Origin of the sequence: Paraflavitalea speifideaquila, assembly GCF_032395985.1 — a bacterium.
Classification (GTDB): domain Bacteria; phylum Bacteroidota; class Bacteroidia; order Chitinophagales; family Chitinophagaceae; genus Paraflavitalea; species Paraflavitalea speifideaquila.
On record NZ_CP135920.1, the window covers coordinates 4,682,881 to 4,703,373 of the forward strand.

24 protein-coding genes and 3 pseudogenes are annotated in these 20,493 nt (G+C 46.3%); 22 read left to right on the forward strand and 5 right to left on the reverse strand.

What is annotated here, in order from left to right:
• Window positions 1-144 precede the first annotated feature (144 nt).
• The gene (locus tag RS881_RS32275; protein WP_315814515.1) at window positions 145-777 is read left to right on the forward strand and encodes a hypothetical protein; all 633 of its coding nucleotides are present in this window, start codon (window positions 145-147) and stop codon (window positions 775-777) included.
• Window positions 746-1,426: a hypothetical protein gene (locus RS881_RS32280; RefSeq protein ID WP_315814516.1), complete on the forward strand. Its 681-nt coding sequence runs from the start codon at window positions 746-748 to the stop codon at window positions 1,424-1,426. Before RS881_RS32275 ends, RS881_RS32280 begins: the two co-directional genes overlap by 32 nt.
• Before the next feature lie 133 nt (window positions 1,427-1,559).
• On the opposite strand, the gene RS881_RS32285 is transcribed toward RS881_RS32280, so the two are convergent.
• The 3 genes from RS881_RS32285 to RS881_RS32295 form a co-directional block, all read right to left on the reverse strand.
• Complete coding sequence (locus RS881_RS32285; RefSeq protein WP_315814517.1) at window positions 1,560-2,000, reverse strand: nuclear transport factor 2 family protein; 441 nt, start codon at window positions 1,998-2,000, stop codon at window positions 1,560-1,562.
• Between the two features lie 238 nt (window positions 2,001-2,238).
• Complete coding sequence (gene groL, locus RS881_RS32290) at window positions 2,239-3,879, reverse strand: chaperonin GroEL (RefSeq protein WP_315814518.1); 1,641 nt, start codon at window positions 3,877-3,879, stop codon at window positions 2,239-2,241.
• Between the two features lie 115 nt (window positions 3,880-3,994).
• Window positions 3,995-4,276: a co-chaperone GroES gene (locus tag RS881_RS32295; RefSeq protein WP_119048861.1), complete on the reverse strand. Its 282-nt coding sequence runs from the start codon at window positions 4,274-4,276 to the stop codon at window positions 3,995-3,997.
• A gap of 558 nt (window positions 4,277-4,834) precedes the next feature.
• Here RS881_RS32295 and RS881_RS32300 point away from each other — a divergent pair.
• The 4 genes and pseudogenes from RS881_RS32300 (at window position 4,835) to yajC (ending at window position 6,680) form a co-directional block, all read left to right on the forward strand.
• Complete coding sequence (locus RS881_RS32300) at window positions 4,835-5,494, forward strand: transcription antitermination factor NusB (RefSeq protein ID WP_315814519.1); 660 nt, start codon at window positions 4,835-4,837, stop codon at window positions 5,492-5,494.
• A 2-nt stretch (window positions 5,495-5,496) separates the two neighbouring features.
• A pseudogene (locus tag RS881_RS32305) lies at window positions 5,497-5,759 on the forward strand (transcription antitermination protein NusB).
• 14 nt (window positions 5,760-5,773) lie between these two features.
• Complete coding sequence (locus RS881_RS32310) at window positions 5,774-6,208, forward strand: DUF1573 domain-containing protein (RefSeq protein WP_315814520.1); 435 nt, start codon at window positions 5,774-5,776, stop codon at window positions 6,206-6,208.
• Window positions 6,209-6,317: 109 nt separating this feature from the next.
• Window positions 6,318-6,680, forward strand: a complete 363-nt coding sequence (gene yajC, locus RS881_RS32315) for a preprotein translocase subunit YajC (RefSeq protein ID WP_315814521.1) — start codon at window positions 6,318-6,320, stop codon at window positions 6,678-6,680.
• A 35-nt stretch (window positions 6,681-6,715) separates the two neighbouring features.
• Here yajC and RS881_RS60230 read toward each other — a convergent pair whose 3' ends face one another.
• Together RS881_RS60230 and RS881_RS32320 are read right to left on the reverse strand one after the other, a co-directional pair.
• On the reverse strand, window positions 6,716-6,799 hold the full coding sequence (locus RS881_RS60230) for a hypothetical protein (protein ID WP_350340268.1): 84 nt from the start codon (window positions 6,797-6,799) through the stop codon (window positions 6,716-6,718).
• Between the two features lie 32 nt (window positions 6,800-6,831).
• Window positions 6,832-7,191, reverse strand: a complete 360-nt coding sequence (locus RS881_RS32320) for a bifunctional nuclease domain-containing protein (protein ID WP_315814522.1) — start codon at window positions 7,189-7,191, stop codon at window positions 6,832-6,834.
• A gap of 54 nt (window positions 7,192-7,245) precedes the next feature.
• Here RS881_RS32320 and coaE point away from each other — a divergent pair, with 54 nt between their 5' ends.
• The 16 genes and pseudogenes from coaE (at window position 7,246) to RS881_RS32405 (ending at window position 20,201) form a co-directional block, all read left to right on the forward strand.
• Window positions 7,246-7,842, forward strand: a complete 597-nt coding sequence (coaE, locus tag RS881_RS32325; protein WP_315814523.1) for a dephospho-CoA kinase — start codon at window positions 7,246-7,248, stop codon at window positions 7,840-7,842.
• 254 nt (window positions 7,843-8,096) lie between these two features.
• Window positions 8,097-8,801, forward strand: coding sequence for a Gfo/Idh/MocA family protein (locus tag RS881_RS32330; protein ID WP_315814524.1), 705 nt, complete (start codon window positions 8,097-8,099; stop codon window positions 8,799-8,801).
• Window positions 8,788-9,318 (forward strand): Gfo/Idh/MocA family oxidoreductase, encoded by a 531-nt coding sequence (locus RS881_RS32335; RefSeq protein WP_315814525.1) that lies wholly within the window; start codon window positions 8,788-8,790, stop codon window positions 9,316-9,318. The genes RS881_RS32330 and RS881_RS32335 overlap by 14 nt, the downstream gene beginning before the upstream one ends.
• A 323-nt stretch (window positions 9,319-9,641) precedes the next feature.
• On the forward strand, window positions 9,642-10,700 hold the full coding sequence (locus RS881_RS32340) for a M14 family metallopeptidase (RefSeq protein ID WP_315814526.1): 1,059 nt from the start codon (window positions 9,642-9,644) through the stop codon (window positions 10,698-10,700).
• Entirely contained in the window at window positions 10,690-11,235 is a 546-nt protein-coding gene (locus RS881_RS32345; protein ID WP_315814527.1) for a DUF8731 domain-containing protein, read from the forward strand. The genes RS881_RS32340 and RS881_RS32345 overlap by 11 nt, the downstream gene beginning before the upstream one ends.
• A gap of 92 nt (window positions 11,236-11,327) precedes the next feature.
• Window positions 11,328-11,618, forward strand: coding sequence for a M14 family zinc carboxypeptidase (locus RS881_RS32350; protein ID WP_315814528.1), 291 nt, complete (start codon window positions 11,328-11,330; stop codon window positions 11,616-11,618).
• Window positions 11,619-11,632: 14 nt separating this feature from the next.
• The gene (locus RS881_RS32355) at window positions 11,633-13,081 is read left to right on the forward strand and encodes a M14 family metallopeptidase (RefSeq protein WP_315814529.1); all 1,449 of its coding nucleotides are present in this window, start codon (window positions 11,633-11,635) and stop codon (window positions 13,079-13,081) included.
• A 159-nt stretch (window positions 13,082-13,240) separates the two neighbouring features.
• On the forward strand, window positions 13,241-14,068 hold the full coding sequence (locus RS881_RS32360) for a maleylpyruvate isomerase family mycothiol-dependent enzyme (RefSeq protein WP_315814530.1): 828 nt from the start codon (window positions 13,241-13,243) through the stop codon (window positions 14,066-14,068).
• A 585-nt stretch (window positions 14,069-14,653) separates the two neighbouring features.
• On the forward strand, window positions 14,654-15,010 hold the full coding sequence (locus RS881_RS32365; protein ID WP_315814531.1) for an IS110 family transposase: 357 nt from the start codon (window positions 14,654-14,656) through the stop codon (window positions 15,008-15,010).
• The gene (locus tag RS881_RS32370; RefSeq protein ID WP_315814532.1) at window positions 14,980-15,402 is read left to right on the forward strand and encodes a transposase; all 423 of its coding nucleotides are present in this window, start codon (window positions 14,980-14,982) and stop codon (window positions 15,400-15,402) included. The genes RS881_RS32365 and RS881_RS32370 overlap by 31 nt, the downstream gene beginning before the upstream one ends.
• Before the next feature lie 201 nt (window positions 15,403-15,603).
• Window positions 15,604-15,963 carry a cupin domain-containing protein gene (locus RS881_RS32375; protein ID WP_315814533.1) on the forward strand — a complete coding sequence of 120 codons (360 nt, stop codon included), beginning with the start codon at window positions 15,604-15,606 and terminating at the stop codon, window positions 15,961-15,963.
• A gap of 348 nt (window positions 15,964-16,311) precedes the next feature.
• Entirely contained in the window at window positions 16,312-17,478 is a 1,167-nt protein-coding gene (locus tag RS881_RS32380; protein ID WP_315814534.1) for an aspartate ammonia-lyase, read from the forward strand.
• 41 nt (window positions 17,479-17,519) lie between these two features.
• Entirely contained in the window at window positions 17,520-17,720 is a 201-nt protein-coding gene (locus RS881_RS61790) for a hypothetical protein (RefSeq protein WP_315824677.1), read from the forward strand.
• Between the two features lie 53 nt (window positions 17,721-17,773).
• Window positions 17,774-18,676 (forward strand): annotated as a pseudogene (locus tag RS881_RS32390) (anaerobic C4-dicarboxylate transporter family protein).
• Window positions 18,634-19,058 (forward strand): annotated as a pseudogene (locus tag RS881_RS62630) (anaerobic C4-dicarboxylate transporter family protein). Before RS881_RS32390 ends, RS881_RS62630 begins: the two co-directional pseudogenes overlap by 43 nt.
• A 276-nt stretch (window positions 19,059-19,334) precedes the next feature.
• Window positions 19,335-20,201: a hypothetical protein gene (locus RS881_RS32405; protein WP_315814537.1), complete on the forward strand. Its 867-nt coding sequence runs from the start codon at window positions 19,335-19,337 to the stop codon at window positions 20,199-20,201.
• Window positions 20,202-20,493 lie beyond the last annotated feature (292 nt).

A 20,493-nucleotide genomic window follows, 5' to 3' on the forward strand; every position in this document is an offset into this window, starting at 1 on the left:
TAAATATTTATTAATACTTTTTCATAAGCAGTTGGTTTTGGTTTAAGCCCCATCCCGATCTCTATCGGGATGGGTTTTTTATTGTTTTGTTATTAACTTCGGCCACGATTTAACAACATGAGTCCAAATCCCTTAGTAAATAAAGTGATGGTGTTGATTGTTTGCATGATCGCACCAACGGCCTGGTTAGCAGCACAAGATCAACTACGGACAACAGACACGATTCCGAAGTCTGTTGACACCGTGCCCCTGCCCCCTACGCGTATTGATACGGTAGAAAAGGTTTTGCGTATTAAAAACCTCAATCCCTATTTCACCCTGCATGTAGACTCCACGCTCATCTACCGGCTGGAGATCAATAAAGATGAATCCAAATTTTATTGGTACCTGCGGAACTCGCCCGTAGGCCTGCGTATTAATAAAGACAATGGTACGCTGACCTTTAAGGCGGAAAAATCATATTTCCTGAGCGGTAAGCTCAGGTATGACAATGAGTACCGGGTCAATATTGGGGTACAAAGCCTGGACAATCCCACTGAACGGGTAGATACCTCCTTTGCCATTGTATTTTACAATACCGAGATCGTACCTGCCAAGGTAAAACCATCCGTTAGCTCTACCCTCACGATTGAAGAAGGCGATACGCTTTCCTTCAAAGTACAGTGTGAGTTTGGCAGCTTCCCCATAGACAATATCACTTTCCTGTCCAATATGCCTATGAAGAATTATACCACGGTCAGGAAGTGTGATGATGATTTTGTGTGGTCGCCCCCTTGATTTTGTAAAGGAATCGGACCCGGGTAAAGAAAAAGTGTTGTTGCTGAGCTTTATTGGCTCCAACCGTTTTATGGCAAGGGATACGGCTGTAGTAAGAGTGATTGTTAAGGATGCACTCAATTACCCCTTTGCTTTGCAGGAGCACACCCTGGCAGCCCGCAATATCAACACGTATATACTTCAATTAAAATATACGTTTGTACAATTGGATAAGGGGGTAAAGAAAACCAAGAGCGCCCGTACGGGCTTCGATATTACCAGCTCCACCACGGCTTTAACGGGCAGTATACTCACTTCTTCCACCAGTCAGGATGCCCAAAAGACCGGAAAGATATTACCCAGTGTGGGCGTATCACTGGTACCCATCAAAGAAGCAGTAGCCCCGCAAAAGGTGTTTGACCAAAATCAGGCATCTTCTATCCGTTCTTCGATCAAAAGACTAGACTACATGTTGCAAGACAATAGCCTGGTAGGAGAAAGGGACCCGGATATTGCTAAAAAGACCAACAAGCTCAAAGACGAGTTGAAGCAGATACAAATACAGCTTATTGATATACCCCTGGAATTGGCCCATAGCATGAGTGAAGCCGAACTAAATGAATACTTCAATAGCCCTAAGGTGAATAGGAAATACAGATTGAAGAAGTAATTTGTTAATGTGCTAATTGGGGAATGTGCTAATTTGAGAATTTGAAAATTTGAGAATGCCTATACCGCGCAATGGCGACACATCTTCCCACATTTTCAAATTACCACATTGTCTAATTATCACATTTGCCTAATTAATCACACTTGTCTTTCCGGCGCGTATCTATTAAATATTGAATTTTCCACTGACCATTCAGGCGTACCAGTTGGAAGGAGTTAACGCCGCAGTGGCTGAAATTGCCATTGAAATAGAACTTATAGGGTGTCCAAACAATAGCCAGGGGGCCATCGATCTTAATGGTCTCAAATTGTATGCGCTCATCAGCAGCACCTGCTTTTTGCTTACCTACAAAATCGGCAAATTCACCCACGGCTTCATTGCGTATAACGGTTTTCCCTTCCTTGTTACGGGTAATGATGGTTTGCAGGATGGCGCTGTCGGCAAAAGCGCTTTTCACCAGGGCGGCATTGGCCGTTTTCATCCCTTCAAATAATTGGTTAACGGCCGCTTTAACGGAGTCTTCGGAGGTTTGGGCCTGCAGCCTGTTTTCCATCCCGATGGCGATCAGCAGCAATAAGATTACTTTTTCATAAAGACTGTATAAAAGGTTAATACCAGATGGGCCTATAAAAATAGCGGCCTATTGGAAGCAATGGCCTGTTTTTACACAGGCGGCGAATGGAGCTGTCCGATTTATACAAAGAGAAATCCCGCTGTTCCCGTAAAACGGGAACCAGCGGGATTTGTATTGTTGATACAGAGACAACGCTGTATTCTTCTGAATACAGTATTCAATCTGCTGTATGCTCTTCTTAATAACCCATGCCGCCCATATCAGGAGCGCCACCGCCATGAGCATGTGGCTCTTCTTTCTTAGGCTTGTCGGCAATTACACACTCAGTGGTGAGCAACATACCAGCAATAGAAGCAGCATTTTCCAATGCGATACGGGTAACCTTGGTAGGATCAATTACACCAGCACGGAAGAGGTTTTCATACTTCTCTGTGCGGGCATTGAAACCAAAGTCAGCCTGACCTTCTTTTACTTTCTGAACAACGATGCTACCTTCAATACCGCTGTTGAAAACGATCTGACGCAGCGGCTCTTCGATAGCGCGTTTAACGATGGCGATACCAGTTTGCTCATCTTCATTCACAGCGCCTTTCAGTTTGTCCAGGCTGGCAATAGCGCGGATGTACGCGATACCACCACCAGGAACGATACCTTCTTCTACAGCAGCACGTGTAGCATGCAGGGCATCATCTACGCGGTCTTTCTTTTCTTTCATTTCCACTTCGGTAGCAGCACCAACATACAGTACAGCAACACCACCGCTTAACTTAGCAAGACGCTCTTGTAATTTTTCTTTATCGTAGTCAGAAGTAGTTACTTCAATCTGAGCTTTGATTTGGTTAACACGGGCAGAGATATCTTCTTTTTTACCCTTGCCACCTACTACGGTAGTGTTATCCTTATCGATGGTAACAGAAGAAGCTTGTCCCAGGTAGCTGAGGTCGGCATTCTCCAGTTTGTAACCTTGTTCTTCGCTGATCACGATCCCTTTGGTAAGGATCGCAATGTCTTGCAGCATTTCTTTACGACGGTCGCCGAAACCAGGAGCTTTTACAGCAGCTACTTTCAGGGTGCCACGCAATTTGTTTACTACCAGGGTAGCGAGTGCTTCACCTTCCAGGTCTTCAGCAATGATCAATAAAGGACGGCCGCTTTGTGCAACTTTCTCCAGGATGTGGAGGATATCCTTCATAGCGCTGATCTTCTTATCGTAGATCAGGATATAAGGGCTTTGCAGTTCAACTTCCATTTTTTCGCTGTTGGTAACGAAATAAGGAGAGATATAACCGCGGTCGAATTGCATACCTTCTACCACTTCTACATTGGTATCGGTACCTTTTGCTTCTTCTACCGTGATCACACCTTCTTTACCTACTTTACCGAAAGCTTCAGCGATCAGTTTACCGATGGTATCGTCGTTGTTAGCAGAGATAGAAGCAACTTGTTGGATCTTTTTGCTATCGATACCTACTGTCTGAGATTGACCTTTCAGGTTCTCAACAACCTGGGCTACTGCCTTGTCAATACCACGTTTCAGGTCCATTGGGTTGGCACCTGCAGCTACGTTTTTCAAACCTTCGCTGATGATTGACTGAGCCAGTACAGTGGCAGTAGTAGTTCCATCACCGGCAATATCAGCGGTTTTAGAAGCTACTTCCTTGACCATCTGGGCGCCCATATTTTCGATAGGATCTTCCAGTTCAATTTCTTTTGCTACGGTAACACCATCTTTAGTGATAGCGGGTGCACCGAATTTCTTTTCCAGAACTACATTACGGCCTTTGGGACCCAATGTAACTTTCACCGCATTCGCCAGGATATCAACCCCTCTCTTCATTTTATTACGGGCTTCGATATCGAAGAACAGTTGTTTTGCCATATTATTTAATTTGAGAATTAGTTAATTTGAGAATTTGAAAATGGAAAACAGTGCGTATTTACCAAATGTGCGGACTCTCGAAACAAAAGTATTAGCACATTTTCAAATTAGCACATTAAACAATTGCTAAGATGTCACTTTCTCTCATGATCAGCAGATCATCGCCTTCAATTTGGATCTCGGTGCCAGAATACTTACCATATAATACGGTATCACCTACTTTTACTGTTACCGGCTCATCCTTCTTGCCAGGACCTGCAGCTACTACGGTACCACGCTGAGGCTTTTCTTTGGCAGTGTCGGGGATGATGATACCACCGGCAGTTTTCTCTTCCGCTTTAGCGGGTTTCACAATTACCCGGTCGTGCAAGGGGGTAACATTGACTTTCTTAGCCATAGTTTATCAGTTTTTTGATTTTGGTGAAATGTTTAGTATCCGGCAATCTTGTTTAATATGCCTGCCGGGGGCGGCAAAGGTAAACATATTCCATACCAAACCGTTTTTACAAGTCATTTTTTCAGCTTTGACGGCAAAGGCTGGCAGGCTGTCAACCGGTGTCTGGCAGAATACCCGGCTGTCCAATGCCAATTTTGCAGGTAAGACCGGAAGACAGGAAGACGGAAAGTCCGGAAGACCGGAAGCCGGAAAGTCCGGAAGAATATAGCAACGCACAAATTAATACATTTACCAGCCTCCGAACTTTACTGACCTTTCCAACTTTACTGACTTTCGGACTCTACTGGCTTTCAGACTAAACTGACTTCCGGACTTTACCGACTTTACTAACTTTTCGGGCTTTTCTGACTTTCGGACTCTACTGGCTTTCAGACTAAACTGGCTTCCGGACTTTACCGACTTTACTAACTTTTCGGGCTTTTCTGACTTTCGGACTCTCCCGGGCCCTACTTTCCGACTTTTATCCTTAATTTTGCCGGTTCAAAATAAGCTCTTAGCATGATCAGCAGAAGAAACATCCGTGTGAAGGTAATGCAGGCCCTCTATTCCGTGGAAACTCAGGAAACCACTCCCAAACCCAATGATCCATTTAAATTACTCCAGAAACATTTTGACCAGACGCACGCACTTTTCGTATACCTGATCCATTTCCTGACCGAAGTAGCCCGGTATGCAGAAACAGATGCCCGCAACCGCGCCAACAAACACCTGCCTTCCAGGGAGGATCTGAATGTAAACATTAAACTGGCAGGCAATGAACTACTTTGGAAGATACTGGAATACCCTACCTACCAAAAAGCAGTGAAGGATACCCGGCCCGAATTACTGGCCAATCCCGAACTATTGCGTAAGCTTTACCTCCAACTGGTTGAAACAGATAAGTATCAACAATATATTGTTGTAGCAGGAAGGGACAAGAAGGAAGAAAAGGCAATGTTGGAATTCATTTTCAATGAACTGATGTTACCCAATGAATCTTTTACCAGTTGGATAGAAGAAAACTTCACCAATTGGGATGATGATGCCGATATGCTGCGCCTGCTGGTACAAAACTTTCTCAATAAACCATCAAGCTTTAATTTTCAGGAACTCATTAGCCGGGAAAAATGGCTTTTTGGCAAAGGGTTACTGGAAACGGTATTGGAGAAAAAGAGGTGACGATGGAATACATCAAACCCAAGCTCAAGAACTGGGACCCTGAAAGGATAGCTGTTTTGGACATGATCCTGATGCGCATGGGTGTTTGTGAATTCCTGTACTTTGAAACCATTCCCCCAAGGTCACTATTAATGAGTACATCGACCTGGCCAAGGAATACAGTACTCCCCAAAGCGGTCAATTTGTAAATGGCATCCTGGATAATATACATAAGGACCTGGTACGTGATGACAAGATGCACAAAGTGGCTTTTAAGCCCTCCTGATCTTTATACTATACTTGATAAAACATTTCCATGAAAGCATTATTCTCTTTACTGATCGCTGTAGCAGTGGTGGCTGGTGCCTGCCAAAGCAATGCCACGGAACAACGGCCCAACCCGGCGAACTGACCACTATTCAATGGCTCGATTCGACCAGGGATATGGGGAAGATCGATGAAGGACAAGTGGTGGATATTTCTTACCGCTTTAAGAATACAGGCACTAAACCGCTGGTGATCAAAAATGTGACGGTGAGCTGCGGTTGTACGGTAGCCGAGAAACCAGAACAACCCATTGCCCCGGGTAAAGAAGGGGTGATCAAGGCAGCTTTTAACAGCAGTGGCAAACCCGGGCACAATAGGAAAACTATTTTTGTGTATGCCAATACACCAGGCAGTGACGAGCACAAACTGGAATTTTCAGTAGAAGTAGCGCCCAAACCGGTCAAGTAATTAGTTAATATACAGGCCATTTATAGATACGGAGACTATAATTATGTTGATTGACGTATCTTGCGCCCTCTGAACCTCATTCTTAAACATTTTTAAACAGATATACCAAATGACATCTTTAGTTGTTTTATTACAGGCACCCGCTTCAGGGGGAGGAACCATGCAACTGGTTCTGCTGGGAGGTATGATCCTTATTTTCTGGTTATTCATGATCCGACCACAAGCTAAAAAAGCCAAGGCCGCCAAACAATTCCAGGCAAATTTGCAGAAAGGTGAAAGGGTGGTAACGATTGCCGGTATTCATGGTAAAATCAATAAAGTTAACGAGGATGGTACCATCGACCTGGAAACCAGCCCTGGCAGCTATATCAAGATCGAAAAAGCGCTATCTCTATTGAATGGACCAACAACATCAATAAAGCTGCAGCTGCTGCCACTACGACCACTAAGTAAGCGATCGCCGATTGTATAAATATTGAACCGGATGCCTGCATCCGGTTTTTCCATTTATGCCCTTACCGCTATAACCAATCCGGCCTTGTCCAGTATCTCTTTTAGAATATAAATAGGCGCTTCGTATTTTATAGCCATGGTAATGGCATCTGAAGAGCGGGCATGCAGTGCTACCCTTTTTCGCCGCTAGAATACTGCATGGTGCAATGATAAATACTGCTTTCATCCAGTTGATCAATGGTCACGGCATCCAGCCTGTATCCAAAAGAATCGGTAGCCTCTTTGAACAGATCGACCGTGAGGGGCATTTTTACCGGCATTTTCTGAATAATGATGGCCAGGTTCATGGCTTCATGTTTACCGATAAGGATGGGTAGTTGCAGACCTGCAGCAGTTGGGGCTTTGGGCGCCAATACCACGCAATATTCCTGCTCTTTGGGTGGTCCAAAAACGGCTCTCCAGAAAGACGGCTTTTTACGTTCCGAAAGGCTGCGTACTTCCAGCTCGATAAGGTGGGGGATGTTTTCCATCCGATACAGAAATTTGCTGTAAAATAATCTTATTCTTTAATTAATTTGCCCCTTATGACTTTGCGCATTGGTCTTACAGGCGGCATCGGCTCAGGCAAAAGCACGGTAGCTAAAGTGTTTGAAGTATTGGGCGTCCCGGTATACTATGCCGATGAGGCCGCCAAACAGCTGATGAATGAAGACCCGCTGCTGCGGCAACAGCTCCTGCAACAGTTTGGCCCCGATACGTATGCAAATGGTGTATTAAACCGGAAATACCTGGCAGACATGGTATTTAATGACCGCAGTAAACTGGAATTGTTGAATTCACTGGTACACCCTGCCACCATCAGGGATGGCGAGCGGTGGATGGCGCAACAAACAACACCCTATGCCATCAAAGAAGCAGCCCTGATCTTTGAAAGTGGTTCCCAATCGCACCTCGATTATGTTGTTGGCGTATCGGCGCCCGACGCCTTACGCATCCACCGGACCATGCAACGTGACCATATAACCCGCGAAGCGGTCATTGCCCGCATGAATAAACAGATCAAACAAGTTATTAAAATGCGGCTCTGCGATTTTGTGATCACTAATGATGAGCAGGAGGCGGTAATACCACAGGTGATGAAGCTGCATGGAGAATTACTTACAATAGCGTGTGGCCAGTAGCTAACCTGCCGTCCTGCACTGTCCTGATCACAAATACATCTCATTCAACATTTTATTCATCAATTTTACCCAATTTCGCAAAAGTATTTTCCGCTTTGCGGTGCAATTGGTATCTTATGATCAAATAAAAGATTGCTATGCACCGAAGAAATTTCCTGCAACAATCCGGCAGCCTTATTGCCGGCTCACTCATGGCCGATTCTGTACTGGCCAACGAATCCCTGACCACTCCTTTTTGCTAAAAACGCATCGCCATGGTGGGCACGGGTGTGCGTGGCATTGGCATGTGGGGCAAACCCGTGATCAGCGAATTTGCCAATGAAGTAGAATTTGTAGGCCTTTGTGATATCAATCCCGGCCGCGTAGAAACCGCCAAAAGATCCCTGGGCCTCTCCTGCCCCACCTTCACAGACTTTGACAAGATGATGAAGGAAACCAAGCCCGATAAATTATTGGTCATGACGGTAGATGGCACGCACCATGAATTTATTATTAAAGGCATGGAATATGGTGCAGATATCATTACAGAAAAACCCATGACGATTGATGAAACGAAATGCCAGGCCATCCTGGATGCCGAGAAAAGAACGGGTAAAAAAGTAACCGTCACCTTCAATTACCGGTATTCACCCCACCGGCAAAAGATATATGAACTATTGCGCAATGATACCATTGGCAAGATCACTTCGGTCGACTTTCATTGGTACCTCAATACTTCGCATGGCGCCGATTATTTCCGCCGCTGGCACCGCCTGCGCAAGAATGGCGGCAGCCTGCTGGTACACAAAGCCACGCACCACTTTGACCTGCTGAACTGGTGGATCAATTCAGAACCCGAACAGGTATTTGCCTATGGCGCCCTGGAACATTATGGAAAAACAACAGCTTCCGCCATACTCATTGCCGCCCATGCCCGCATAAAAAGAATGCCAATTCTATTGGGATATGACCAAGAATAAAGGCCTGATGGAACTGTATGCCGGTAACGAACAGTATGACGGCTATCACCGTGATGGTTGTGTGTGGAAAGAAGACATCGACATCTTTGATAAAATGGCCGTACAGATCAAATACGCCAATAAAGTACAGGTAAGTTATTCCTTAACTGCCTATTCACCTTACGAGGGCTATCGTATAGCCTTCAATGGCACCAAGGGGCGATTGGATGCTTGGATCAAAGAAAGTCAACCCTGGGAAGAAGAAGCTTTTGATGAAATACAGGTAACGGCCAATTTTGGTAAACGGGAGATCATCCGCATTCCTAATAATGAAGCAGGCCACGGTGGTGGCGATAGCCGCCTGCGCAAACAAGTATTTACACCGGGCGCCGACCCCTATCACCAGGGTGCCGGCAGCCGCGATGGCGCCATGTCTATCCTCATTGGCATTGCTGCCCGCAATAGCATCGACAGCGGCAAGCCCATCAACATTGGCGATCTCACCTCGCTGGAGCCAAAGGTTTCGCGGGTGGGCTGAAGGAGTTACTGATTATTGATTATTGATTATTCGTTTGATACGCATTGTTCTGAAAAGGATGATGCGTTTCTTTTGTAGTTAATCGTTACCAGGCTTTTGGGTATCGAAACGATACGATGCCAATACAGGCAACCGGAAGCCCGGTAACTGGAAACCGGTAACCACCGGCCCCTTCTACCGTTCAACCGCTCAATTTGCAAACCCATCCCTAAACTGCATAATCTACCTAATCCTATAATCAGCGATTCCCTATATTTATTCCTTAAAAAATTTCCCTGCATGAGAAAAAACTGATTGCGCTCCTATGCGGCCTGGTACCCCTATTGGCTGCACAAGCCCAAAATGATTACAGTAATTACCAGCAACAAACCAATCGAATACAGGCTTTATCCAAACAGTATCCACAACTGGTTACGGTGAAGTCCATCGCCCATACGGCGGGTAATAAAGAAGCATGGATGATCACGATTGGCAGCGGTAATACTGCTACCAAACCAGCCATCGCCCTGGTAGGCGGTGTAGAAGGCAACCACCTGCTGGGTACAGAACTGGCCATTGGCTTTGCCGAAGACCTGCTCAAGGGCAGTACTACCGATAGCATCAAAGCCCTGTTGAATAACACCACCTTTTATGTATTTCCCAATATGAGCCCCGATGCGACAGAGCAATATTTTGCCAAACTGAAATACGAACGTCAGGGCAATGCGACTGCCACAGATGATGACCGCGATGGCAAAACCGATGAAGACGGGTATGATGACCTGGATGGCAATGGCAAGATCACCTGGATACGGGTGGAATCGCCACTGGGTGATTATAAACTGCATCCCGACGATGCCAGGGTATTGATCAAGGCCGATGCTTCGAAAGGCGAAAAGGGCAAGTACCTCTTACTGGCCGAAGGTATTGACAACGATAAAGACAATCAATACAATGAAGATGGAGAAGGTGGTATATGGTTCAACAAAAACTTTACCTACAAACATCCCTCCTTTACACCTGGCTCCGGCGAATTTGCTGTTTCTGAAAAAGAAACCAGGGCCCTGGCCGATCAATTATTTGATCTGTTCAATGTATATACTGTGATCAGCTTTGGCAATAACAATAATCTCTCTACTCCTATTGCTTATAATGCCACTGCCGCCAACCAACGCCTGGTAGCCGGCTACCTGGAAGCCGATGCCAAAGCCAATAGCCTGGTATCGGACCTGTACAATAAAATAACAGGGTTGAAAGAAGCTCCCAAAACTACTGCAGCGGGTGGCGACTTCCTTTCCTGGGGTTATTATCATTATGCACGTTATAGTTACAGTACCCCCGGCTGGTTTGTACCCAAAGCAAAACCCGATACAGCTAAAAAAAGAAAAAGCATTGTCTGTTGATGACCCCACGGCCAATTACCTGCGTTGGGCAGCCCAACAAGGCATTACCAACACCTTCACCGACTGGAAAGCTGTACAGCATCCCGACTTTGCAGGAAGAACGGTTGAAGCGGGCGGCCTTGATCCATTCGTATTGATCAACCCACCCTTTAAATTAGTACCCGACCTGGTAAAGAAACATACTGATTTTGTAGTAAAGCTGGCTGCATACCAGCCAGCGCTGGATATACTGAATGTAAAAACCGAAAAGATAGGCAATGGCCTTACGCGTATTACCTTGGATGTGGCCAACAAAGGCTTACTGGCATCACATACCAAACTGGGCGAAAGAAGTTACTGGATCAAGCGTATACAGGTAAAAGTAAATACCAATGGTAATCAATCCGTGATCAGTGGCCGTAAGAACCAACTGCTGAACACCCTGGATGGATTGAGCTCGCAAACGCTTACCTGGCTGGTAAAAGGCAGTGGCAAAATAACCATCGAAGCTGGTTGCCCAACCACCGGTACCGTAAAAACAGATATAACCCTTTAAGTGTAGCCCCTATGGGGCATTTGGCTTTGCAAATCTTTTTCTACAAAATGATAGCCCCTGACGGGGCTGAGAAAAGCACAAAACTGATTATTATGAAACTAAATATTGCATCCTTTATTTTTACTTGTGCGGTTTCTGTTACAGGTATGACCCTGCAGGCCCAGCAGCCCAACCAGGTTTTCAAAGGAGCCGGTAGCCCGGTGAATCCTAAAGTGCCTATGAACTGGAACCGGTATAATGACCATGCCGGTATTTCTGATATTGTTAAAAAGATAGCCGCTGCGCATCCCGACCTCTGTAAACTGGAATCCATTGGTAAATCATTTCAAGGCCGTGATCTCTGGTGCCTTACCATCAGTGATTTCAAAAAGGGGGCGATGTAAACCGCAAACCCGCCATGTATATTGATGGCAATATCCACTCCAACGAAGTACAGGGAAGTGAGTTTGCCCTTTATACCGCCTGGTACCTCACTGAATCCTTTGGCGATACCAAATACATACAGGAGTTACTGGCCGATAAAACGTTTTACATCGTTCCCACCATCAACCCCGATGCCCGTGACAATTTCTTCCATGAAGCCAATAATGCCAATTCGCCCCGTTCGGGACTGATACCGGTAGACAATGACCGCGATGGTGCTGTAGATGAAGATGGATATGATGACCTGGACAAGGACGGCAATATTGTGATGATGCGCCGCAAAAATCCCAATGGCCGGTGGAAACAGGACAGCAAAGATCCACGCAAGATGGTACAAGTAGGACCAGAAGAAAAAGGCGATTATGAATTGCTGGGGCTGGAAGGTATTGACAATGATGGAGACGGATTGGTGAATGAAGATGGTTATACTTTTGAATACGATCCCAATCGTGACTGGGGATGGGGATGGCAGCCTAACTATATACAAGGGGGCGCTTATAAATATCCTTTCTCCCTGCCCGAAAACAGGAATGTTATGGAATTTGTGATGAAGCATCCCAATATTGCAGCCGCCCAATCTTACCACAACTCTGGTGGCATGATCCTGCGGGGACCTGGTGGCCAGGAGGATGTAGGCACTTACAATGCCACCGATGTACGCATCTATGATGTATTGGGCAAGAAGGGCGAAGAACTGTTGCCAGGCTATCGCTACCTGGTCGTATACAAGGACCTCTATTCGGCCTATGGCGGAGAACTGGACTGGTTTTATGGTGGCCGTGGCGTTTATACTTTCTCCAACGAATTGTGGACCTCTTACCTGATGTTCAATAAAGGCAATGGTGACGATGACAACAATGCTGGTGTAGATCCTGCTTATCAATTCGACCGTTACCTGTTGTTCAAAGATGCTTTTGTAGAATGGCATGCTTATGATCATCCACAATACGGCAAAATTGAGATCGGTGGCTTCAAGAAGAACTTTGGCCGTATGCATCCTGGTTTCCTGTTGGAAAGTGATGCTCACCGCAATATGTCTTTCAGTATTTTCCATTGCTACCAAACACCCAAGTTGTCCATTGATTCCATTGCAGAAAAAGACCTGGGTGATGGACTGAAAGAAATTACCGCCGTTGTATCCAACGAACGCATTATCCCTACCCATGCCAGCCAGGACTTAAAATTCAAAATTGAACGCCCGGACTATATTAGCCTTACTGGTCTCAAAGTAGTGGCCGGCATGGTAATAGATAACCGTGACCTGAATATTACAACAGAACAAAAAAACAATCCTGCTACGATTGAAGTGGCCAATATTCCTGGTCAAGGTACCGTAACGGTACGCTGGATCGTACAAGGCAGTGGCAAGTACACCATCAATGTTGATAGCCGTAAAGGCGGATTGATTAGTAAGACGAAATAAGTTATAAACCAGTCGTCGCCAGCCTCTGGCTGGTGACGGTTATTTACAAGCCTCCGGCTTGTTGCAGCAAGCCGGAGGCTTGCCAATACCCTCACTCGCCGGAGGCGAGCGAGTGAGCGGACAGGTTTTCCCTCGAAGCCAGTTTTCCTATATTTGTATATGCTCCCTCCTATTGATACCATACACCTGTTTCCGGTGCTCGATCAACAACTGATCGAACTACTTCGCTCCCTAACACCCGAGGAGTGGAACCGGCATACGGTGGCCAAACTATGGACGGTAAAAGATGTGGCAGCCCATCTATTGGATACACATCACCGTTGCCTTTCCATAGCCCGGGATGGCTATATGGGTGATCCTCCCGGTAATATTCAATCGCCTCATGACCTGATCAACTACCTCAACCAGCTCAATGCCGATTGGGTAGCAGCCTACAAACGCGTCAGCCCGGCTGTATTAACCGATCAGCTGGCCATTAGCTGCCCACAGGCCAGCGCCTATCTGGCTACGCTAGACCCTGCCGAACAAGCCATCTTTTCTGTTGGCTGGGCCGGTGAAGCTGTATCGGCCAACTGGTTCCACATAGCGCGGGAATACACAGAGAAATGGCAACACCAACAACAGATCCGGGAAGCCGTGGATAAACCAGGCATTATGACAGCCGAACTCTATTTCCCCTTCCTCGACACATTCATGCGGGCACTCCCTTTCACTTATCGAAATACCAATGCCCCAGCAGGTACGGTGTTACAATTCACCTGCACGGGCACCGGTGGAGGCAGCTGGTTCCTGCAAAAACAGGATCAATGGGAACTTATTCCGACATCAACTGTAATACCTGCAGCCCATACCACGATTGATGGAAGTGTTGCCTGGAAATTGTTTTCCAAAAGCTGGCGTCGGAAAGAGGTACTACCCTATGTAACCATTGAGGGAAACCAGGAATTAGGCGATGTGGTACTGGATATGGTGTCGGTGATGGCGTGAGGGGAACCGTGAATCTTTTGCTGGAAGGGCACAAGTACGCTAGCACACAGTTGCTCTACTGCATACTCATATCATACCTTTACCATAAAATGACAAGTAGTCGGAGCACCTTTTACTGCATACAAAAACGTCAAAAACGATTTAGGGCGCAAGGGATATCTCCGACTTCTATCTTCTTTCGAGCTTGAACAGTTCCCAAAAGGACAGGTTAAACTTGTCACTTAGCATCTATGAGTAAAAGCCAGGAAGACCGTCATTTCCATAGTTAATATCTAAAACAATGTTCTATGGCTAAGCTACTTAAGTATGCAATTGGCCTGGACATCGCCAAGGACAAGTTTGACGCATGTCTGGCCGTAATTGATGAGACGCAAAAGGTGACTATCAGGTCCAGCAAAGCAGGGATTTCCAACAGCCCCAAAGGTTTTGACGAGTTACTGCATTGGGTAAAAAGCATATTTCTACTCAGGCGCCCATCCTTTTTTGCATGGAAGCGACAGGGATTTATTATGAACAGCTTGTCTGGTTTCTATATCAAAAGAGCATCCCGTAAGTGTTCTGGTCCCTAATAAAGCCAGGCATTATATGCGTTCCCTCGGTATCAAATCAAAAGACGATAAAATAGATGCAAAAGGCCTGGCAATGATGGCAGCTCAACAAACACTGAAATTATGGGTGCCCTTCAGCAATCAGATTTATGAATTAAGACAACTTACCCGGTTCCATCAACAGCTTCAGGATACCAGAACCATGCTTCGCAATCAGTTGCAGACAATGACTTACGCCAGGACGGAAAACGACACCGTCACTTTGGGCTTCAGGACGCTCCTTGCAGAAGTCGAAGTACAAATTAAACAGGTAGCAGCTGCTATCGAAAAACACTTCGTCAGGATGCTGCCTTATGGGAAAAAGTGGAAGCTATTAACTCCATTAAAGGTGTAGGCCTGATCAGTATAGCTACTATTATTGCCGAGACCGATGGCTTTACTTTATTTCAAAACCAGGCGCAACTGGTAAGTTATTGTGGATACGATGTAGTCAAAAATCAATCAGGAAAAAGACAGGGGAACACAAAAATATCAAAAATTGGCAACAGCCGTATAAGACGAATCCTATTCATGCCGGCATTTAGCGTGGTGAGGTACAATATCAAACCATTTACTGATTTATATGTCAGGGTATATATGAGAACACTGGTAAAAATGAAAGCATATGTAGCAGTCCAGCGAAAGCTACTTATTCTCATTTATACAATATGGAAAAAGGGAGAATCATTTAATCAGGACATGCATCCGGAGATGGGGACTCGGTCGCTCTCTTTCCATAAGACATAAAAAAGTAGCTCTGGATAGACCAGAGCTACACTAGATGAACGCATCCGTCGAAATTCGACTTCGGCGCTCTCTTTCCATATCTAAAATTTGGATGACAGTTCCTTGCGCCAGGATTGAGTCGGCAATGCGTTTGCTTTGATACTTTGGGCTCGCAGCTCGAAGCTTGCAGCTGGTAGAAATAATCTGATAAATTCAACAATCATGAATAAAATTAATCTCGCAGAGAAATTTGCCACCTTCAATGAATACTGGAGCCCTAAAATTGCCGGCGAACTCAATGGGCAACATGTAAAACTGGTGAAGTTCAAAGGGCCCTTTACCTGGCACCACCACGAACACGAAGATGAAATGTTCCTGGTAGTAAAAGGCAGCTTCATCATGGAGTTTAGGGATAAGCAGGTTACCATCAATCAAGGCGAGTTTATCATCGTACCCCGTGGTGTGGAACACCGCCCCAATGCGCCTGAAGAAGTAGAGGTATTGTTGTTTGAACCCGCCACCACCCTTAATACCGGCAATGTGGAAAATGAGTTCACGAAGAAGGAATTGGGCAGGATTTAGAAGTATTCTTTACCAGGTATATTAATAACCACAACGGCCGTATTCTGTATACCCGCCAATAATTTGAAGGGTGCCAGTTTAGTACAAAAGCTTCATAACCCGAAGCTATTTTATAAAACAAAGCACATTACTCATCGTTTTTATGGTAAACCAATCGGGTTTATTTATATTTGATCAACAGATCATAAGCTATAGCAGTTGATCCCTGCTGACTGCCTCAATACCTGCCTCCCCGTTATAGTGTAGCAAAATTTCCCCTATTACCGTTGGTTCTGAAGTAGCGCAAGCTGTTTGTGTAAGCAATAGCAGCTAATCTTTCATTTTATTAAACAACTCAATACTAAGGTTATGTCTACATTCCGCACAGAACATGATTTTCTGGGAGAAAAGCAGATTTCCAATAATGCATATTATGGCGTACAAACCCTTAGGGCCAAGGAAAACTTTGATATTACGGGTATTCCCATCAGTAGCGAACCTCTGTTCATCAAGGCATTTGGGTATGTAAAAAAAGCAGCAGCCCTGGCCAATAAAGAACTGGGTGTATTGGATGCTAAAAAAGCAGATGCCATTGCCTATGCCTGCGACCGGTTGATCAAGGGTGAATTTGCAGATCAGTTTATCAGCGACCTGATACAGGGCGGAGCCGGTACTTCCACCAACATGAATGCCAATGAAGTGATTGCCAATGTTGGCCTGGAGCACCTGGGACATAAAAAAGGCGAATACGATCACCTGCATCCCAACAATGACGTCAACCTTTCTCAAAGTACCAACGATGCCTATCCTACTGCATTCCGTATTGCTTTATACTTAAAGATCGATGCTTTTGCCGATGCACTGGAACACCTGGGCAAAGCATTTTATGATAAAGGCAGGGAGTTTGCCAAGGTGTTGAAAATGGGCCGCACCCAATTACAGGATGCTGTACCGATGACCCTCGGACAGGAATTCAATGCTTTTGCTACTACCATTTTTGAAGATGTGCAACGCTTGCGCGAATCCGAAAAACTCATTACCGAAGTGAATATGGGCGCTACCGCCATCGGTACCGGTGTGAATGCACCAACCGGTTATGCCAAATTATGTGTTGAACACCTGGCTAAGATCAGTGGGATACCGGTGACCCTGGCCGAAGACCTCTTTGAAGCTACTTATGATCCCGGTGCTTTTGTAGAATTGAGTGGTACACTTAAGAGAGGCGCCATCAAGCTCAGCAAAGTATGTAATGACCTGCGCTTATTGAGCAGCGGCCCACGTTGTGGACTGGGAGAAATTAACCTGCCGCCCATGCAGCCAGGTTCCTCCATCATGCCAGGCAAAGTAAATCCTGTTATTCCGGAAGTGGTCAATCAAACCTGCTTCTATGTAATTGGGGCCGATCTCACCGTAACCATGGCCGCCGAAGCCGGTCAATTACAACTCAATGTCATGGAACCCGTCATAGGATTCTCCTGTTTACCTCCCTGGAATACCTTACCAAGGCCTGCAATACCCTGCGTGAAAAATGCGTAACCGGTATTACCGCCAATGCGGAGTATACCAAACAACAGGTGATGCAAAGTATTGGGATCGTCACCCAGCTGAACCCGATTATTGGTTATGAGGAATCAGCCGCCATTGCCAAGGAGGCTTTGAAAACAGGCAAATCCGTACACGATATTGCCGTTAAAGAAAAGAAGTTGATCACCCAGGCCAAATGGGATGAGATCTATTCCATAGACAACCTCATCAATCCCAAATTCATTACCCAATGATAACGATCATACAACTGATCATCCTGCTGGCCATGATCCTCATTGGCTCCAGGATGAAGGGGATCGGACTGGGTGTTATGGGCATGATCGGCTTACTCATCTTTGTACTTGTATTTCACCTGCCCCCGGCCGATCCCCCATCGCTGTATTACTGATCATCCTGGCCATTGTAACTACGGCAGCTACCCTGCAGGCAGCGGGTGGATTGGATTACCTGGTAAGCATTGCCGAGAAGGTCATTCGCAGCAATCCATCCCGTATTACTTTTATCGCCCCCTTTACAGTTTACTTTCTTTGTCTCTTCGCTGGCACCGCGCATATTGTATATTCTTTATTACCCATCATTGCCGAAGTGTCGGCCAAAAAAGCGCATCAGGCCCGAGCGGCCCCTCTCCATTTCAGTGATCGCTTCCCACCTCTCGCTCACGGGCAGTCCCATGAGTGCTGCTACGGCCACCATGGCCACTGTATTGGCTACTGCCACCGCATCAGTCGATATCATGAAGGTTTGTATACCTTCCTGCCTCGTGGGTATCCTGGCTGGTGTACTCGTCGTACAAAAGAAAGGCAAGGAATTGAACGAAGACCCGGAATTCCTGGAGAAAATGAAGGACCCTGATTTTGCACAAAGTATTGATGGTTCCAGTGCCAGCGCAACCGGTGCCATTAAGCCAGGCGCTAAGCTGGCGGTGGGCATCTTTGGAATGGCCATCCTGCTCATCATTTTCTTTGGCGCCTTTCCCCAGTTTGTACCCAATGTAGGAGCCGGTCGCCCCAACTTTAGCGTGAATGCCGATGGTTCCCTCAACCTCACCAGCCTTATCATTATCATCACACTCTCGGCATCGGCTTCCATTATGCTGCTGACCAAAACCTCCCCGCCCTGGTTACCAGGGCCAGCCTCTTTACTTCTATGGCAACTGCCGTGGTATCTGTATTGGGCGTGGTATGGATGAGCGCCACCTTCATGGATGCCAATGAGCCCCTCATCAAACATGTTTTTGGCGATATCACTCAGGATCATCCATGGACCTTTGCCATTGCCCTGTTCCTGATGGGCGCCCTTACCTTTAGCCAGGCAGCCACCACCCGCACCATGATGCCCATGGGTGTGGCATTGGGCATTTCAATCCTCACCTGCTGGCCATGTTCCCCGCAGTCAATGGAGACTTCTTATTGCCCGGTTATCCTACCCTGGTAGCTGCCATGGACTTTGACCGCACCGGCACCACCCGCATCGGTAAGTTTGTGATCAACCACAGTTTTATCGTACCGGGTATGGTAGCCATCACTGTAACCATTGCAGTAGCATTTTTGCTTAGCAGCATTTTGATGTAAGCCAACCTGGATGGCATCTTTTCGCACACTTTTCAGCGAAGAGGTGACACCTTTCCCAGGCGATGCAAACGAAAGGTGTCACCTTTTAAATTTAAAGGTGAGTCATCCCGCAATTCTGCGGGACTGCCCGGCAAGGCAGCGCGGTCCCGCAGTAGTGCGGGAGCCCACCTTCCTTTCACCTGTTATAATACCGCTAAAACACGGTACAATTCTGTTTACTCCGTTTCTACATTTACCGAAGCAAATCAATAGCTACCACCTTTAAAACTTGAACGTATGCTTCGGTATATCCTGTTTATTACCTTGTTGCTGGGTACAACCACTTCCTGGGCGCAGGGCAATCACCAACCCGACTCTACCATGCAAGCCAAAGACCTGGCCGATAAAATAAAGAAAGACTCTATAGACAAAGCCAGGGCGGCCGGTACAGAAAAGCCAGCCCCCAAAGCGGCCGGCAATGCCGGTTCAACAGCCGATAAGCCGGCTAAGGTAAATGTAGACTCCACCTCCCTCATGGATAGGTACCACTATGATCTGGAGCATTTCAGGGAATATTATCCGGCAAAAGGGGCCTCCAATTGGCGGCTATGGGCCGCCATTGCGGGCGGGCTAATCCTTGTCTTCATAAGCCGGTACCTGATGTACAATACGGCATTATGTAAAGACCTCTGTTATGATCCCGCCACCAACAATTTGCGCCCGGCAGATAAAAGACCGTTCAGCTATTCCAAATTGCAATTATTCTGGTGGACCGTCATTATCCTGTCTACCTTCCTCACCTACTATATCTATACAGGCTACCTGATCTCCTTTACCCCCAGCATGGTACTCCTGATGGGTGGTGGACTCGCAGTCGCTGTATTTGGCAAAGTGATCGACAATACACAAATGAACCCTGAAGCCAACCCGGTACCCATACGCCACCAGGACTATGAAGATTCCAAAGGCCTGTTTACCGATATCCTATCGGATGAAGGCGGAATCACCATACACCGTTACCAGGCCGTAGTGATGAATATGATCTTTGGCATCGCCTTCATTGGTCAGTTTTTGAAAAGTATATTCGGTCATGAGGTATATCCCTTCCTGGAGTTCGAGTCCTGGCAGTTGACTTTGATGGGCGTCAGTTCAGCCGCTTTTTAGGCTTAAAGAGCAACGAAAATTCGCCCGCTACCAAGCAAAAACGGGAAGATGAGACCGTGCAAAAGATCAAAGCCGCAGCCCCGCCAGTCACCACAAAAGCTTATCAGCATTTGGAAAATATCGTTGAGAACCGGTAAGAACCGCCAATAGCTGCACGCCTTTTTACTTGTTGAAGGTGTCTCTAGGGTGGGTCGCCCTCAAGGACGGCTCACCCTGGTCTAAAGGAGCCTATCGAAATGCTTTCTTGTGTTAAGGCTCGTTTCTCAAAGACAGCTTCGACAAGCTCTGCCTG

Excerpts from the sequence above, each read along its gene's own strand:
- groL (WP_315814518.1), bottom strand. The coding sequence starts at position 3,879 with ATGGCAAAACAACTGTTCTTCGATATCGAAGCCCGTAATAAAATGAAG.
- RS881_RS32295 (WP_119048861.1), bottom strand. The coding sequence starts at position 4,276 with ATGGCTAAGAAAGTCAATGTTACCCCCTTGCACGACCGGGTAATTGTG.
- RS881_RS32300 (WP_315814519.1), top strand. The coding sequence starts at position 4,835 with ATGATCAGCAGAAGAAACATCCGTGTGAAGGTAATGCAGGCCCTCTAT.
- yajC (WP_315814521.1), top strand. The coding sequence starts at position 6,318 with ATGACATCTTTAGTTGTTTTATTACAGGCACCCGCTTCAGGGGGAGGA.
- RS881_RS60230 (WP_350340268.1), bottom strand. The coding sequence starts at position 6,799 with ATGGCTATAAAATACGAAGCGCCTATTTATATTCTAAAAGAGATACTG.
- RS881_RS32320 (WP_315814522.1), bottom strand. The coding sequence starts at position 7,191 with ATGGAAAACATCCCCCACCTTATCGAGCTGGAAGTACGCAGCCTTTCG.
- coaE (WP_315814523.1), top strand. The coding sequence starts at position 7,246 with ATGACTTTGCGCATTGGTCTTACAGGCGGCATCGGCTCAGGCAAAAGC.
- RS881_RS32330 (WP_315814524.1), top strand. The coding sequence starts at position 8,097 with ATGGTGGGCACGGGTGTGCGTGGCATTGGCATGTGGGGCAAACCCGTG.
- RS881_RS32335 (WP_315814525.1), top strand. The coding sequence starts at position 8,788 with ATGACCAAGAATAAAGGCCTGATGGAACTGTATGCCGGTAACGAACAG.
- RS881_RS32350 (WP_315814528.1), top strand. The coding sequence starts at position 11,328 with ATGAAACTAAATATTGCATCCTTTATTTTTACTTGTGCGGTTTCTGTT.
- RS881_RS32355 (WP_315814529.1), top strand. The coding sequence starts at position 11,633 with ATGTATATTGATGGCAATATCCACTCCAACGAAGTACAGGGAAGTGAG.
- RS881_RS32360 (WP_315814530.1), top strand. The coding sequence starts at position 13,241 with ATGCTCCCTCCTATTGATACCATACACCTGTTTCCGGTGCTCGATCAA.
- RS881_RS32365 (WP_315814531.1), top strand. The coding sequence starts at position 14,654 with ATGCGTTCCCTCGGTATCAAATCAAAAGACGATAAAATAGATGCAAAA.
- RS881_RS32375 (WP_315814533.1), top strand. The coding sequence starts at position 15,604 with ATGAATAAAATTAATCTCGCAGAGAAATTTGCCACCTTCAATGAATAC.
- RS881_RS32380 (WP_315814534.1), top strand. The coding sequence starts at position 16,312 with ATGTCTACATTCCGCACAGAACATGATTTTCTGGGAGAAAAGCAGATT.
- RS881_RS61790 (WP_315824677.1), top strand. The coding sequence starts at position 17,520 with ATGCAAAGTATTGGGATCGTCACCCAGCTGAACCCGATTATTGGTTAT.
- RS881_RS32405 (WP_315814537.1), top strand. The coding sequence starts at position 19,335 with ATGCTTCGGTATATCCTGTTTATTACCTTGTTGCTGGGTACAACCACT.